Origin of the sequence: Streptomyces sp. B21-083 (assembly GCF_036898825.1) — a bacterium.
Classification (GTDB): Bacteria; Actinomycetota; Actinomycetes; order Streptomycetales; family Streptomycetaceae; genus Streptomyces.
The window spans coordinates 2,918,310-2,932,223 of record NZ_JARUND010000001.1; the positions used below are offsets into that span (position 1 = coordinate 2,918,310).

Genomic DNA, 13,914 nt, shown 5'->3' on the forward strand with positions numbered 1-13,914 from the left:
GTCAGATCACGTCGATCGCGACGGTGAAGCCTTCCGGCTTGTCGACGGTGAGTTGGGGACTGGCCGAACCGAGCGAACGGCCCGAGGCGATGACGCTCCTGGTGAGGGCGGTGCAGAACTTGGCGATGGCGTCGCCGACGTCGACACCCTTGTTCACGATGAACCCGAACTCCGGCTGGGTGGCGACCTCGTTGATGATGTGCGGGTCGGCGTCCACGATGCCGACAGCGATGATGTTGGGCGCCCCGAGGGTCGACTGCCGGTCGGTGAGCCGGCGGTGGGCGCTGCGCCAGTCCTCCCCTCTGTTGGGCAGTCCGTCGCTGAAGAGGAACACGGCGGGCCGGTGCACCTGGTATCCCTCGGCCTTGAGGCCCTGGATGTCGGCGGGGATGCGGGTGATCAGGTCCTCGAAGGCGGTGGCGTAGCTCGTCATACCGCGGGTGGTCAGAAGCGGGAACTCGCCGGCGCCGCGCAGATCGACGAGGTGGACCCGCTCGATCACGTCGTCCGAGAAGCCCAGTACGGAGAAGCGCACCTTGGCCGCGGCCATCGGCTCACCGAGCAACGCCTGGTGCAGGGACCTCAGGCCGTCGTTGAGGTCGCCGATGTGGTTGATCATCGACCCCGACTCGTCGGCCAGGACATAGACGGGAAGCAAGTGCCCCCGGTTGCTTTCGATCATCGTCACTTGTCCTTACCTGTGCTTGTCTGATCTTGATCTTGATCTCGAACCGTGCTCTGCCGCGGTTTTCGCCGCCGCCGTCACAGCGCGTCCTCCGCCGACCGGAACCCGTCCGGCGCCGCGAGGGCGAACTGCGGGTCGCCCGCGCCGAGTCGCTGTCCGTAGCCGACGATCGTGTCCCGCAGGAAGGCGGCGACGCTGTGGGCGGCCGAGGCCGCGTCCTGGTGCGGGGCAGCCATGAAGCCGAACTCGGGACGGGTGGCCAGCGTCCGTACCGTCGATGCCTCGGCGCCGCCCAGTCCGAGGGCGATCAGGTGGGGGGCCACCGAGCTGCCGTCCTGGTCGACGAGTTCGGCGTACGCGGTCCGCCAGCCGGTGCCCTCGTCGGGGACACCGCCGGTGAGGAAGAAGACGATCGGCCGCAGCACCTGCGTACGCTGCGTCTTCACCAGGGCGACGTCCTGCCGCAGCAGCGCCTGGAGGGTGCGGAAGGCGTGGGTGTACGACAGTCCGGGGCGCCCGGTGAGGATCGGGGTGCGGGTGCTGGGCAGCACCGTGTCCAGGGGCAGCCTCAGTTCCGTGGCGGCGGCCATGCCCAGCACGCACAACCGCAGCGCGGCGGAGACGCCCGGGGCGCCGGAGAGCGCGGAGTGCAGCGAGGCGAGGCCCCGGTTGAGTTCGTCGACGGAGCCCCGGTCGAGGGACTCGTCCAGGACGAGATAGATGAGCGCGGCGCCGGAGAAGGCGGCCGGGGCGGCAGCCGTGTGCGGCTGGACCGGCACCACCAACGTGGGTTCGTACACCTGCGGCTGTCCCGGAACCGTCTGTCCCGGCTGCGGCTGTCCCGGCGCCGTCTGCTGGTGTGCGGGCGCGGGTGCCGGCGCCTGCTGCGGGGCCCCCGCCGTGAGCTGGGCCGGGGCCGCCGCCGGGGCGTCCCACGGGCGGGCGCCCGGCAGGGCGGTAGGTGCCGTGGCCGAGAGGGGGACGTGGCCGCCGGTGGCCATGCCGACCTGCCCGGTGAGCTGTTGGCGCAGCAGGTCGAGGTCACCGGCGACGATCAGCCCTTTCTCGGCCATCACCTGGAACAGGCCCAGGGCGCGCTGGTTCTGGAGTTCGGCGGTGGCCATCCGGGCCGACTCCAGCTGGCGGCTCATCTCGAAAGCGCCGGCGGCGTCGCCCGGGTGCGTGACCAGGTAGTGCCGGATCAGGCCCTCGCTGTTGGTCAGCATGCCGGCGAAGGAGTCGGCCTGCCGTTTCGTGGACTCGATCTCGTAGCCCTGTTTGATGGCGTCGAGCTGGCCACCCCGGTGGGCGCCGCCGACCGCGGGCATGTGTGCGGCGGCGTCCTGGCGTTCCTTCCAGTCTGCGTCGATCAGCGACTCCAGGAAGGCCAGCGCCTTGGTGTCGGGGCGTACGGACGCCCGGCAGCCGTCCACGACGAGCCCCTGGGGCAGGTGGGCGGGGGCGGCGCAGAGCTGGTTCAGATGGCGCTGGAGGCCGAAGGAGTCCTCGATGGAGAACAGTTGGCCGGCGCCGTGGAACAGGCTGATCAGGTGCCCGTGGACGAGGGGCAGCGGGTCGGTGAGGCCCGCCCGTACGAATTCCTCGGCGCCCGTCCAGCCGTCGACGCGGAAGGTGAAGGAGAGGGTGACCTCGAAGGCGTGGACACCGTCCCGGGAGACCAGCGGGTTGTTGCGCAGGACCGCGCTGCGGTGCTGGGGGCGCATGTCGACCTCGTACCGCGTGCGGTAACGGGAGAAGACCTGCTGGCCGGGGGTGAGCGGACGGCCGTCGACGCAGACCACTTCGCCGGAGGCGGTGGCGTAGACGACGGCGAGGTGGGGTTCGCGCGCCTTGGTGGGGCCGACGGCGAAGCGCGGCACCGGGGACTGGTTGACGAATCTGGACACCGGCTGGGTCACCGGGCACCTCCTGGCCGAGCGGGCGGAGCGGGCGGTCTCAGTCGTAGAGCGGTGCCGATGACGGCTGCGGAGCGGGGCAGGGGACGGAAGTTGTCGCGTTCGTTCCAGTGGGTGACATGGCGTTCGAGGAGCCGGCCCGCGCGGGGACTGCGGGCGGCGACGTCGTCGACGAGGATGCGGACCAGGTCGTCCAGGAGGAGCGGATCGTTCTCGGCCTGGGCGGCCCATTTCTGGAGCACGCTCTCCGCCTCCTCGCCGAAGAGTTCGCCGCCGATCACCTCGGCCCACAAGTAGCCGAGCAGCCGCCGCAGTTCACCGCCCGGCGGGTCCTTGGCGGCCAGCCGAAGCAGGGTGGGACAGCTGCGCGGCGCGATGCCGGGGGTCGCGGGTTCCTCGGAGAGGAGGGTGTCGGCGAGGATCAGGAAGACCAGGTGTCCGCAGGCGCGGCTCTCGGCGGTGTGCGCCATCTCGGCCACGGCGCGCAGTACGACGAGGGCGTGCGCGGCGAGGTCCTCCTCCAGCAGGTCGGCGAAGCTGTCGCCGATCGCGATGGCGACCTGGATGTTGTCGACGGTCCCGAGCCGGGTGAGCGCGGCGACGGCGGCGGTGAGGTCCGCGCCGCCCAGACAGAGCCCGTAGGCGCGGGCGGCAGCCGCCTGGAACTGCCAGACGTCGCTGAGGTACCAGCCGTCGACGAGTGCCCGGACGCCGCCGCGCAGGGCGGGTTCGCGGGCACAGACCTTGAGTGCGTACCCGATGGCCTCGCGGCGCTGCCAGCCGTTGTCCTCGTCCATGGCCCAGCCGGCGAAGACCTGGTCGGCGATGTACTCGAAGGCCTCGGTGGCGATCAGTCCAAGGGCGGTCCCGGCGAAGCTGCGCACCTGCAGGGAGGGCGAGTCGACCAACTCCGCGAGCCAGCCGATGAGTTCGCGCTGGATGCGGTACTCGGACCAGACGTGCCGGATGATCCGGGGCGGGTAGGCGGGGTCGCGGTACTCGGCGACCGTGCACGGCAGCCGTCCGAGGGCGCCCTTGGTGACCGCGGCGACGGTGCGGGCGCGCAGCTTCTCGGCGAGCAGCCGCCGGGACTGCGCGAAGGGATCGTGCCGCAGCGGTACGGGACCGTGCTCGACGCTGGGCGTGAGGATGCCGCGTTCGCTGCGGAACCACTCCAGGAGCAGGGTCGCGGCGAGTGCCACGTCCTCCTGGGGCAGTCCGCCGAGGACGGCGAGGGCGACGGCCTGGGTGCGCAGCACGGTGTCGCCGAGCCCCTCGAACCACTCCTCGGGGCTCTCGCCGCCGGCCCGGTCCATCCGGGTGCGCACATGGTCGGTGTCGATGGCGCCGGCCTTGTGCTCGTGCGCCAGCACCTCGGCGAGGCGGGCGGCGTCCCGGCAGGCGGCGTGGTCGTCGAGGAGTTCGGTGGCGAGGTCGCCGACACCGGTGGCGGCGAGTGCGCGTTCGGCCTCCAACTCACCCAGGAGATGCGCGAGATGGGCTTCCAGGACGGTGTTCAGGGTGCCGGGGCGGTCGATCCGCCGTACGTACTCGCCTGCACCGCGCCCCAGTTCGGCCTCGGGTCCGGCGATCAGGACGAGCCTGGCGTCGGCGAGGCGCAGCAGCTCCTCCAGCCCCTGGAGGAGGGAGCCGCTCAGTTCGTCGAGGTCGGGCGGCCGGTCGAGCAACAGGCCCGCTCCGCTGCCGAGTTGCCTGAGGTCGGTGAGCCGGCTCAGTTCGGCGACGGAGTCCAGCAGGTACCAGGTCTTCACCTGGGCGGCGATCAGCAGCCGTACTCCGGCCGCGGTCTTGCCCGCGCCGCCGGGTCCCCGCAGCACGACCGACCGGCGCTGCCAGGCGTCGGCCAGTACGTCGTCCCAGCGGGGCGGTGCCTGGAAGGCGTGCCGGACGGTCTCGACGGTGGTCGCGGACAGCGCCCGCATGACGACGTCCCGCTCACCGGCCCGCACCTGGACGACGATCTTGTCGCCCTGGACCCGGTCCCCGCCGATGTGCGTCCACGCCTCGCGCAGTGTCCCGGCGCGCAGACTGCCCTGTCCGGTGCGGTTGGTGGCCCCTCTGGCCCGCGATCCGGCGCCGACGTTGTCAGCGCCGCCGCCTCCGTCCCCCGGCTGGGCCCCGCCGTCGCCCGGCGCTCCGCCCGGTCCGTCGCCGCCCGCCGGAGGGGCGCCGCCGTCACCCGGGGTGCCGCCGGGCGGCGACCCGGGCGCAGCCGCGGGCGTCGGACCGGCGGAGGACGGCGCGGGGGCCGCGGCGGGCGCCGGTCCGGGCGCCGGGGCGCCGGGGGTGCTCACGGCTGGTCCACGGGCGAGTTGATGTAGTACACGTTGCCCGCCACGTCGTCACGGCCGACGGCTCTGGCCCCCTCGCCGATGGCGATCTGACTGCCGGTCACGTCCCGTGCGGTGAGCGTGGGCGGCGGAACCGGGCTCCCCGTGCCGGTTCCGCCGCCGGCTCTTCCCGCTCCGCCGCCCGGGGCCGGAGCTCCCCCAGTGGCCCGGCCGGGCGGCTCCCCCGGATTCGCGGGAAGTCCTGGCGGCGCCGCGTAGCCGGGGACGGTGACCCACCCGCGGCGCGGTTCGCCGTGCTTGGTGACGAAGTCGGCGGGCAGATAGGCAGCCGGGTCGATGCCCGGGTAGCCGCCCAGCACGACCGTCTTGTGGACGTTCTCCGAGACCACCACCACGAGCTGGGCCCGCCGCGCCTCGGTGAGGACCCGCTTGACGGGGCCCGCGTCCACCAGCCGGGCCACGTCGTTGATGGCGTTGCCGGTCCAGCGCTTGCCCTTCCGGATCACGAGCCCCTGGTTGAGGCCGACCCGCAACCGCATCCGGTGGTTCTCGTTGTACTTCTTCCGGTGCGCCAGCAGGGCGTCGTCCAGCCCGCGCTGGAGTTCCCGCAGCAGCCTGACCGGGCTGGTGGCCACGGGGACCAGGATCAGCATTCCGTCGCCGCGGTCCTGGACCCGGCAGTCACCGAAGCCCAGGCCGGCTCTGCGGAGTGCGAACGCGACCACCTCGTAGAGCTCGTCGTGCAGGGTGGCCTGGGCGTTCTCCGGGCGCGGACTGAAATCCTCGATGTCGAGCAGCACGATCCAGTAGCTGACGGGGTCCGGCGACACCATGTCCGTCCTCCTGTGCTCCGGGCCGGGGCCACGAGCGCCCCGGCCCTTCCATGCAAGGGCCGTTCATCGACAGTGTCTACGCCAACTGGCGCACAGCGTGGCTGATTTGACACATCGGCATCTTTTCCGACATGACGACACACAAACAGGTAAGAGGGCGCTTGCCCGGTTCTCACGAGCATCGGGCGGTATCGGACGATCCGTCATAACCGTCTCCCGGACGGGGTAGGGGGAGGGTCGGCACGGACGGACGAGACAGCGGTCGGGACACCGAGGGGGACTCTGTGCGTCAATGGCCCACCCCTCCAGCGCTGTTGCTAGGCGCCGCGCTGGCCCTGCTCGGCCTGCTCCTGGCGAGCGTCCTCACCGACGGCTCCCAGGACCCCGCCGCCCCCGAAAGCACCACGGGAAGCAACCGGTCGTCCACCTCCGCCCCACCGGCCCCGGAGGACGAAACGGTGGCCCAACTCCCGTCCCGGGTACCCGCGTTGTGGCCCGCCCCGCGAAGCGTGCGTCCCGGCCGGGGCACGGTGCGGATCGGTGGAACGGTGGCCCTGCACTCCGACTCCGGGACGGACGCGGCGACCCTCGACACGGTCGCCCGGACCCTCCGTGAGGCGGGCGTCCACCAGGTCCGTTACGGCGACCGCGCACAGCGGAACGAACTGCTGCTCACCATCGCCTCCAGCGTCACCCAGGACTCTGACGAAGCGTCAACAACGTTACATACCCTCGGATTTGAGCCACCGAAGACACTGCCGCCGTCCGGCTACGTCCTCGCCGCCGGAGCCGACGACAAGGGCCGCCCCCGCATCGTGCTCGCCGGCGCCGACCCGGCCGGCGCCTTTTACGCGGCCCAGACCCTGGCCCAGCTGGTGCGTCCCGTCGACTCCTCCGCACCCCGCACCGAACTGCCCGCCGTACACATCCGCGACTGGCCCGCCACCACGACCCGGGGCATCGTCGAGGGTTTCTACGGAACCCCCTGGACCCAGCGACAGCGCCTGGAGCAGCTGGACTTCGCGGCCCGCTGGAAGCTGAACACGTACATCTACACACCGAAGGACGACCCCTATCTGCGCGCCCGCTGGCGCGACCCGTACCCCGCCTACCGGCTGACCGTGTTACGCACCCTGGTCCAGCGGGCCACCACCGACCACATCACCTTCGTCCATGCCATCTCCCCCGGCCCCACCGTCTGTTACTCCTCCCCCACCGACACCGCCGCGCTCACCCGCAAGTTCCGGCAGCTGTGGGACATCGGGGTGCGGGCGTTCGCCGTGCCCCTCGACGACATCGACATCAGCCGCTGGAACTGCTCCCGCGACCAGTCGGCGTACGGCGCCGGCAAGGCGGCCGTCGCACGCGCGCAGGCCGATCTCCTCAACCGGGTCCAGCGCGCGTTCGTCGGCACGCACCGAGGGGCGGCGCCGCTCATCACCGTGCCCACGGAGTACACAGGGGGTCGGTCCAGCGCGTACAAGCGCACCCTCGCCGCCCGCCTCGACCCGGCCGTCACCGTGATGTGGACCGGCGCCCAGGCCGTCTCCCCCACGCTGCGCACCGTCCAGGCCCGCGAGGCCCGGAGCACCTACGCCCACCCGGTGCTGGTCTGGGACAACTACCCGGTCAACGACTACACCCCGGGCCACCTTCTGCTGGGCCCCTACGAGGGCCGCGACCGCACACTGCCGGGCACGGTCGCCGGCCTCACCGCCAACCCGATGAACCAGGCCAGCGCCTCCGCCCCGGCCCTGTTCTCCCTGGCGGCCTACACCTGGAACCCGGCGAGGTACCGCCCCGAGGCCGCCCTCGACGCGGGCCTCGCCACCCTGGCCGCCGGCGACACCCGCGCCCTGACGGCCCTGCGCGCCTTCGCCGACGTCAACCGCGCCTCCCGCGTCAACGCCGTACAGGCGCCCCAGCTGGCGGCGCTGACGGCGGCGTACTGGCGGGGCGGCGCCACCGCCGAAAAGGCCCTGCGCAACCGGCTGACGGTGCTGGCCGCGGCCCGCGACACCGTCCCGGCCGCCTTCCGCTCGGCGGCGTCACCGTGGCTGGCCTGCGCTAGCGACTGGGCACGGGCCGCGCTGGGCGCGATGGCCGTCCACGAGGGCGGGGGCAGCCGCTCCGAGGTCAGGGCCCTGCGCGCCGCCGCCCGCGCCCACACGGTCCTCAACTGGCAGGGCCGCACCCGCGAGGTCGAGGTCGGTGCGGGCGTCCTGGACACGTTCGTGGCCCGCGCACTCGCGGAGACATGAGAGGCGCCCGCCGATGACCGGCGGGCGCCCACACACGTACCGCTTCGTACTCCTACGTACCGCTTCGCGTCACTTGTTCAGGTACGTCCAGAACTCGTCGAACGACAGGAGCTTGTCGCCGTCGAGGTCGCGGGAGGCGATGATGACCTCGGCCACGGACTCGGTGACGTTCCAGTCGCCCGCCTGTGCCAGGGCGGTCTTGAACTCGGCGGCCGTGATGACCCCGTCACCGTTCGTGTCGATACGCTCGAACTGCTTGCGTGCTTCCTCGATGTCCGCCACCGGGACCCGCCCCTTCATGTACGTACTGCTGACGGGGTCAGATTAGCTGGCCAAGTGGGCGCGCAGCGCCGCGACCACCCACGCGAACTCCGCACGGTGCGCGGCGGGCGGTTCCTGGCCCTTCACCGCGAGCAGCAACTCGCGATAGCGGGCGACCGTTTCGTTCGCGGGCGACTCCAGACGGGCGAGTACGTCGGCGGGGTGGGCGTCGCCCAGCAGGTCCCGCAGGACCTCCTCGGCCTCCGGGTCGCCGGGGTCGACGCCCCGCGCCCGGGCATCGACCGCCAGCTTGATCATCCGCTGGGCGAACCACAGGGACGCGCCGTCCTCGATGTCATGGCCCCGGTCGGCGGCGTTGAACTCCGCCACCGCCCGCATCCGCGCCTTGAACTCCGGGTCCCGCAACAGCTCGGCCAACTCCACCCAGGCGTCGACCTGTTCGGGCGTCGGGTCGTCCGGCAGGTCGGCGGCGATGTTCCGCATCCGCTCACGGATCACCGGGTCCGCCGTGTCGAGGCCGTGGAACATCTCGTCCACGAACTCCTCCATGATCCGCTTGCGTTCGGCGGCCGACAGCCGCGCCAGTTTGTTCATGAGCGTCATCTCCTCCGCGGTGGAACCGCGTCTCGCGACGGAAGACAGCACCGCACGGGTCACCCGCAGCGTCCGGATCTGCGCGTCCAGCGCCGACACATGCGTGGCGGCCACCTCCGCGACCGTCGTCTCCCCGGCCAGCACCGCGCGTACGTGGTCCAGGCCGAGGCCCAGCTCACGCAGGGTGCGGATCAGTTCGAGGCGGGCCACGGAGCCGGCGTCGTACAGCCGGTAGCCGCCGGACGACCTGGTCACGGGCGGCAGGGCCCCCTCGTCCGACCAGTAACGGATGGTGCGTACGGTCAGTCCGGTGGCCCGGGCCAGCTCGCCGATGGTGAGATATCCGGTGCCGTCGTCGATCATGATGGCGAGTCTGGGCCTTCCAGTGGGTGGAGACTCAAGCGGCCGGGAGGAGCACCGTGGGGGAAACGCTGCAGGACATTCTCGACGCCGTGGCGCGGGGTGTCTTCCCGCCCCCCGACGGCCGTACGACCATCGTGCCCCAGGCGTCCCACCGCGACGCCGGGGTCCTGGCCTTCACCGCGCACGCGGTCGTCTTCACCGACGAGGACCCGGACTGGGTACGCCGGACCCTGGCCGGCGTCAACAGCGACGCGCTCTCCGCTCCGATGAACCCGCGCTTCCTGACCGCCCTCATGGACCGCACGGGCCGCTCGAACGAGACGATCGATCTCCTCGCGGTCGCCGCCCCGCTCCAGGGGGACCCGCCCCTGACGCTGACTGAGTTCGACGACCCCGGCCATCACCGGATCGCCCGGGCCCACAAGCACCGCGACGACGTCAGGGTGTGGGCCGCCGACGGCGGGCTCCTCATCCTCGGTCGCGGCGTCTCGGGCCGGCTGGAGGCCGCGGTCGAGGTGCCGGAGGCGGTACGGCACCGGGGTCTGGGCCGGGCCCTGGCGTCCTCGGCACGCCACCTGAGCGACGGCGAGCCGGTCTGGGCCCAACTGGCCCCGGGGAACGCCCGCAGCGTACGGGCGTTCCAGGCGGCGGGGTTCGTACCGGTGGGCGGAGAGGCGTTGCTGCTCGCGCCCTAGGTTCCCAGGTGCCTAGGCCGGACTCAGTGCCACGCCTCGAAGTGCGGGTTGCTCTCGCAGCCGCTCATGATCTCGACCTTGGTGGTCTTGTTCACCGGGCAGACGCCGATGATGTACTTCCGCTCGATACCGCCGGGGAAGGCCACCTCGACCTGGTCGGCCCATTTGTGGGTGTCGCCGATGGTCTTGTTGACGTCCACGCCGCCCGGGGCGTCGATGTAGTAGTTGTAGCCCGACTTCCACCATGTCTTGTACAGGTCGTGGTCGTACGTCGTGGAGACGTACGGGGAGGGCTGGTTGACCAGGACGTACTTCTCGATGTCGTACTGGCCGTTGACGACGTCCCTCGGCTTGAGGCCCTCCGCGAAGACGATCTCGGGGCCGCGGCCGTCGCTGCGGTAGAGGGTGCCGCAGGTCTTGCGCCAGACCGGCTCGGGCGTGATGCGGTCGACGTCGACGCGGCGGTCCACGGCGGCCTTGATCGGGTCGTCGAACTGGGGGCAGCTCGGGGCAGCTGCCCTCGTGAAGGCCTTCGGGGCGGCGGCGGGCGGGGTGGCGGCCGAGGTCGCGAAGACGGCGGCCAGGGAGAGGGCGACGGCAGCGGTCCGCCGCCGCAGGCGAGTTGTGATCATGGATGCACCCTGTCGGGTCTGCGGCGGCGGGTCGGGGATCGTCACTCGATCGGCGGCGTGTCACACGAGGTGAGGACGGCGGGCCAACTGGGCCGGGATCAGCGGAAGATGCCGGTGTGGCCGAGCGAATAGCGGCCGGGCTGCGGGTAGACGGCGAGTCCGTGCGGGCCCCTGCCCACCTTGATACGGGCGAGCTGCTTCCCGGTCCGGGTGTCGATGGCGTAGACCTCGGCGTTGTAACGGCCGGACAGCCAGAGGACCTTGCCGTCCGCGGAGACGCCGCCCATGTCGGGGCTGCCGCCGTCGGGCAGATGCCACTTCCTCGTGACCTCGCCCTTGTCGAAGTCGAAGACGGAGACGCTGCCCTCGCCCCGGTTGGACACGTACATCTCGCGGGAGTCGCGGCTGACGTACAGCCCGTGGGTGCCCTTGCCGGTGGGCAGGAGGGTGGGCCGGGTGAACTTGTCGCCGTCCAGGACCCACATGCCGTCGGCCATCATGTCGGCGATGTAGAACCGTTTGCCGTCCGGCGAGATCTTGACGTCCTGCGGCATCGCGCCCTCGAACGGCAGCTTCTGCTGTCCGACGACCTTCATCTTCTCCGTGTCGACCTTCAGCAGCTCGCCGCTGAACTCGCAGGACACGATGAAGTACCGGCCGTCGAGGGAGAAGTCCGCGTGGTTGACGCCGTAGCAGCTGACGGGCACGGTCTTGGCGATCCTCATCGTGTGCGGGTCTCGGAAGACCAGCTCGCGGTCGAGGGAGGCCATGACGACGGCGTATTTGCCGTTCGGCGTGAAGTAGAGGTTGTACGGGTCGTGGACGTCGACCGGCTCGCCCGCCTTCCCGGTCCTCGGGTCGATGGGCGTGAGGGTGTTGCCGCGGTCGTTGTTGACCCAGAGAGTCCTCAAGTCCCAGGAGGGGACGACGTGTTGGGGCTGGCGGCCGACGTGGATCGTCTCGATGACCTCGTACGTCTTCGGGTCGATGACGGAGACGGTGTCGGACTCGGTGTTGGGCACGTAGACGCGGGACGGGAAGTCCCGGACGACCGGGGAGAGTCGGCCCGGCCGGTCGGCGGCGTAGACGTCGCGGGGGTCGAGGACGGGCGGCATCCCGGGCAGCCCCCGGGCAAGGGGCTTGGCGGGTACGGCGGGCCTGGCGGGCTTGACCGTGCCGAGGGCGCGGTGAGGCTGGTCCGGGGCCTGGGTGCCGCAGCCGGCGAGTCCGGCGAGGAGGGTGAGTGCGGCCCCCGTGACGAGGGCGCGGGTGATGGCGGTGGGGGGCATCAGGTCAGCAACTCCGTGGTGGTCACCGCGCGCAGGCCGCGACGGTCGAGTTCGTGGAGGAGGCCGGGGAACGCGGCAACCGTGTCCGCGTAGCCGAAGTGCAGGCTCACGATCGATCCGGCGCGGACGCCGGCCATGACGTTGCGTACGACGGCGGGGGCGCCGGGCGACGTGAAGTCGAGGGGGTCGACGTCGTACGACAGGACGTGCGGGTAGCCGGCCCGGCGGGCGAGCCGTTCGACGAGCGGGGAGGCGCGGGGCGCGCGCGAGGGCCTGAACCAGGTGCCGACGGACCCGGTGAGCCTCTTCAGCCGCTCGGCGCACCCCCTGATCTCGGCATCGGCGTCCGCCTCCGGCATGTTGTTGATGTCGAGGTGCCGCAGGGTGTGGTTGCCGAGTTCATGACCGCCATCGAGGACGCGGCGAGCTAGGCCGGGATGCGCGTCGAGCCAGGTCCCGACGGCGAGCACGGTGACGCGGGAGCCGTGTTTCTCGGCGGCGGAGAGCAGGGCGTGGGCGGTGGCGGGGTCGCCGTTGCCGTGGAAGGTGAGGGCGACACGGGGGCGGTCGCGGGGTCCGTGGGAGATCTGTGCGGGGTAGTGGAGAAGCGGGGCAGGGGCGGCGGCGGGGGCACGGGTTGCCGGCGTACGGGACGGGAGGGCGGCCGGATGAGCGGCGGCACCGCCGGTGCCGGCACCGGTCGCGCACCCGGCGGTCAGCACCCCCGAGGCGACGATCCCGGCACCCGCGCGCAGCACTGCCCGGCGGTCGTTCGTGGTCACCCGCACCATTTAAGGGGAGTTGGCCCAGAAAACCGCCGATTAGCCCGATCGACGGCCCGCCCACCTCCCCCGGCACCCCCAAAGAAGACAAACCTCAGCCCCGACAACACCGACCCCGACAGTCCCAGGCCCGGCGATCCTGGACCCGACAGCCCCGGCCCGGCAGTCCCAGGCCCGGCGATCTCGGACCCGGCGGCCTCGGGCCCGACAGCCCCAGGTCCGCCGGCGTACGGCCAGCGGCGGTCCCAGCCCCAACGATCTCCGACCCGACAGCCATAGCCCGGTATCCCGGACCGGGCAGCGGCAGCGGCAGCGGCAGGCCCGACTGTCCCGGACCGGGCGGTCTCGGGCCCGGCGGCCTCGCCCAGCAGCCTCGGACCCAGCAGCCTCGGACCCAGCAGCCTCGGGCCCAGCAGCCTCGGGCCCAGCAGCCTCGGGCCCGGCAATCTCGGGCCCGGCAATCTCGGGCCCGGTGATCTCGGACCCGACAGCCCCTGGCTCGCCGCGTACGGCCAGCGGCAGTCCTAGCCCCGACGACCTCCGACCCGACAGCCCCAGCCCGGTATCCCGGACCCGGCAGTCTCAGCCTCGGCCATCTCGGACCCGGCAGCCTCAGGCCCGGTCGTACTGCCTACCGGTCGGCGACCCTCATCTCGAACCATGTCGTCTTGCCGCGCGGCAGCAGGTCGACGCCCCATCGGTCGGAGAGCTTGTCCACCAGCATCAGCCCTCGCCCGCTGATGTCCATCTCCTGAACCGGCATCAGACAGGGCAGTCCTCGCGAGGGGTCCCGGACCTCTACCCGGATCCATCCGCGGCGTCGGTGCATCCGCAGGCCGAACACCCGCGCGCCGGTGTGGCGGACCGCGTTGCCGACCAGTTCGGAGACGAGCAGGACCGCGTCCTCCGTCATTTTGGGGCTCAGCCCCCACTGGCGCAGCACGATGACCTGGGCGAGGCGGCGCGCGGTGGCGGCGGATTCGGGGCGGGACGGCAGCGGAACCTCGGCTTCCGTCGGGTTTCCGAACAACTCGAGCGCCTTGAGTGCCCGTTCGTCCTCGACCGCAGGCGACCACCGCGCCGCCGTCGCACGGCCGTGTCCCCGCGGCTGTTCCATGCCCTCCAGCCCCGCCATGCCCCCATCATGGCCGCCCACGCCGTCCTCGGGGGCCGTTCCGGAGGAATACGCCCCCCGGAACGCGTCATTCCGATTAGGCCGTCCGGCATATGTCGATGGCATTTCGGTGGCTTCCACAGCCCCTTTGACCTG

At 71.8% G+C, this 13,914-nt stretch carries 12 protein-coding genes; 2 read left to right on the plus strand and 10 right to left on the minus strand.

All coding sequences use genetic code 11. From position 1 onward, the window contains the following. Nucleotide 1: 1 nt before the first annotated feature. The 4 genes from QA861_RS13000 to QA861_RS13015 all read right to left on the minus strand — a co-directional run bounded on the left by QA861_RS13000 (nt 2) and on the right by QA861_RS13015 (nt 5,746). Nucleotides 2-682 (minus strand): vWA domain-containing protein, encoded by a 681-nt coding sequence (locus QA861_RS13000; protein WP_334588491.1) that lies wholly within the window; start codon nt 680-682, stop codon nt 2-4. 80 nt (nt 683-762) lie between these two features. Further along, nucleotides 763-2,604: a vWA domain-containing protein gene (locus QA861_RS13005; protein WP_334588492.1), complete on the minus strand. Its 1,842-nt coding sequence runs from the start codon at nt 2,602-2,604 to the stop codon at nt 763-765. Continuing rightward, complete coding sequence (locus QA861_RS13010; protein ID WP_334588493.1) at nt 2,601-4,916, minus strand: hypothetical protein; 2,316 nt, start codon at nt 4,914-4,916, stop codon at nt 2,601-2,603. Before QA861_RS13010 ends, QA861_RS13005 begins: the two co-directional genes overlap by 4 nt. After that, nucleotides 4,913-5,746, minus strand: a complete 834-nt coding sequence (locus QA861_RS13015; protein WP_334588494.1) for a hypothetical protein — start codon at nt 5,744-5,746, stop codon at nt 4,913-4,915. Before QA861_RS13015 ends, QA861_RS13010 begins: the two co-directional genes overlap by 4 nt. A gap of 284 nt (nt 5,747-6,030) precedes the next feature. On the opposite strand from QA861_RS13015, the gene QA861_RS13020 reads away from it, so the two are divergent. Beyond that, complete coding sequence (locus QA861_RS13020) at nt 6,031-8,007, plus strand: glycoside hydrolase family 84 protein (protein WP_334588495.1); 1,977 nt, start codon at nt 6,031-6,033, stop codon at nt 8,005-8,007. A gap of 69 nt (nt 8,008-8,076) precedes the next feature. Here the strand turns inward: QA861_RS13020 and QA861_RS13025 are convergent, their stop codons facing one another. Then, on the minus strand, nt 8,077-8,289 hold the full coding sequence (locus QA861_RS13025) for an EF-hand domain-containing protein (protein ID WP_307626949.1): 213 nt from the start codon (nt 8,287-8,289) through the stop codon (nt 8,077-8,079). Nucleotides 8,290-8,331: 42 nt separating this feature from the next. Further along, entirely contained in the window at nt 8,332-9,246 is a 915-nt protein-coding gene (locus QA861_RS13030) for a helix-turn-helix domain-containing protein (protein ID WP_334588496.1), read from the minus strand. A gap of 56 nt (nt 9,247-9,302) precedes the next feature. Between QA861_RS13030 and QA861_RS13035 the strand changes: the two genes are divergently transcribed. After that, nucleotides 9,303-9,941, plus strand: a complete 639-nt coding sequence (locus tag QA861_RS13035) for a GNAT family N-acetyltransferase (RefSeq protein ID WP_334588497.1) — start codon at nt 9,303-9,305, stop codon at nt 9,939-9,941. 23 nt (nt 9,942-9,964) lie between these two features. Here QA861_RS13035 and QA861_RS13040 read toward each other — a convergent pair whose 3' ends face one another. The 4 genes from QA861_RS13040 to QA861_RS13055 all read right to left on the minus strand — a co-directional run bounded on the left by QA861_RS13040 (nt 9,965) and on the right by QA861_RS13055 (nt 13,779). Next, a complete protein-coding gene (locus QA861_RS13040; RefSeq protein WP_334588498.1) occupies nt 9,965-10,573 on the minus strand; it encodes an ADP-ribosyltransferase in 609 nt (202 codons plus the stop codon). A 98-nt stretch (nt 10,574-10,671) separates the two neighbouring features. Next, complete coding sequence (locus QA861_RS13045; protein WP_334588499.1) at nt 10,672-11,862, minus strand: YncE family protein; 1,191 nt, start codon at nt 11,860-11,862, stop codon at nt 10,672-10,674. After that, a complete protein-coding gene (locus QA861_RS13050) occupies nt 11,862-12,653 on the minus strand; it encodes a polysaccharide deacetylase family protein (protein WP_334588500.1) in 792 nt (263 codons plus the stop codon). Before QA861_RS13050 ends, QA861_RS13045 begins: the two co-directional genes overlap by 1 nt. Nucleotides 12,654-13,275: 622 nt before the next feature. Continuing rightward, nucleotides 13,276-13,779, minus strand: coding sequence for an ATP-binding protein (locus QA861_RS13055; RefSeq protein ID WP_006375339.1), 504 nt, complete (start codon nt 13,777-13,779; stop codon nt 13,276-13,278). Between the last annotated feature and the right edge of the window lie 135 nt (nt 13,780-13,914).

Bases quoted from the DNA above. Each gene is read 5' to 3' on its own strand.
- QA861_RS13000 (WP_334588491.1), bottom strand. From the start codon at position 682: ATGATCGAAAGCAACCGGGGGCACTTGCTTCCCGTCTATGTCCTGGCC.
- QA861_RS13040 (WP_334588498.1), bottom strand. From the start codon at position 10,573: ATGATCACAACTCGCCTGCGGCGGCGGACCGCTGCCGTCGCCCTCTCC.
- QA861_RS13045 (WP_334588499.1), bottom strand. From the start codon at position 11,862: ATGCCCCCCACCGCCATCACCCGCGCCCTCGTCACGGGGGCCGCACTC.
- QA861_RS13055 (WP_006375339.1), bottom strand. From the start codon at position 13,779: ATGGCGGGGCTGGAGGGCATGGAACAGCCGCGGGGACACGGCCGTGCG.
- QA861_RS13030 (WP_334588496.1), bottom strand. From the start codon at position 9,246: ATGATCGACGACGGCACCGGATATCTCACCATCGGCGAGCTGGCCCGG.
- QA861_RS13050 (WP_334588500.1), bottom strand. From the start codon at position 12,653: ATGGTGCGGGTGACCACGAACGACCGCCGGGCAGTGCTGCGCGCGGGT.
- QA861_RS13015 (WP_334588494.1), bottom strand. From the start codon at position 5,746: ATGGTGTCGCCGGACCCCGTCAGCTACTGGATCGTGCTGCTCGACATC.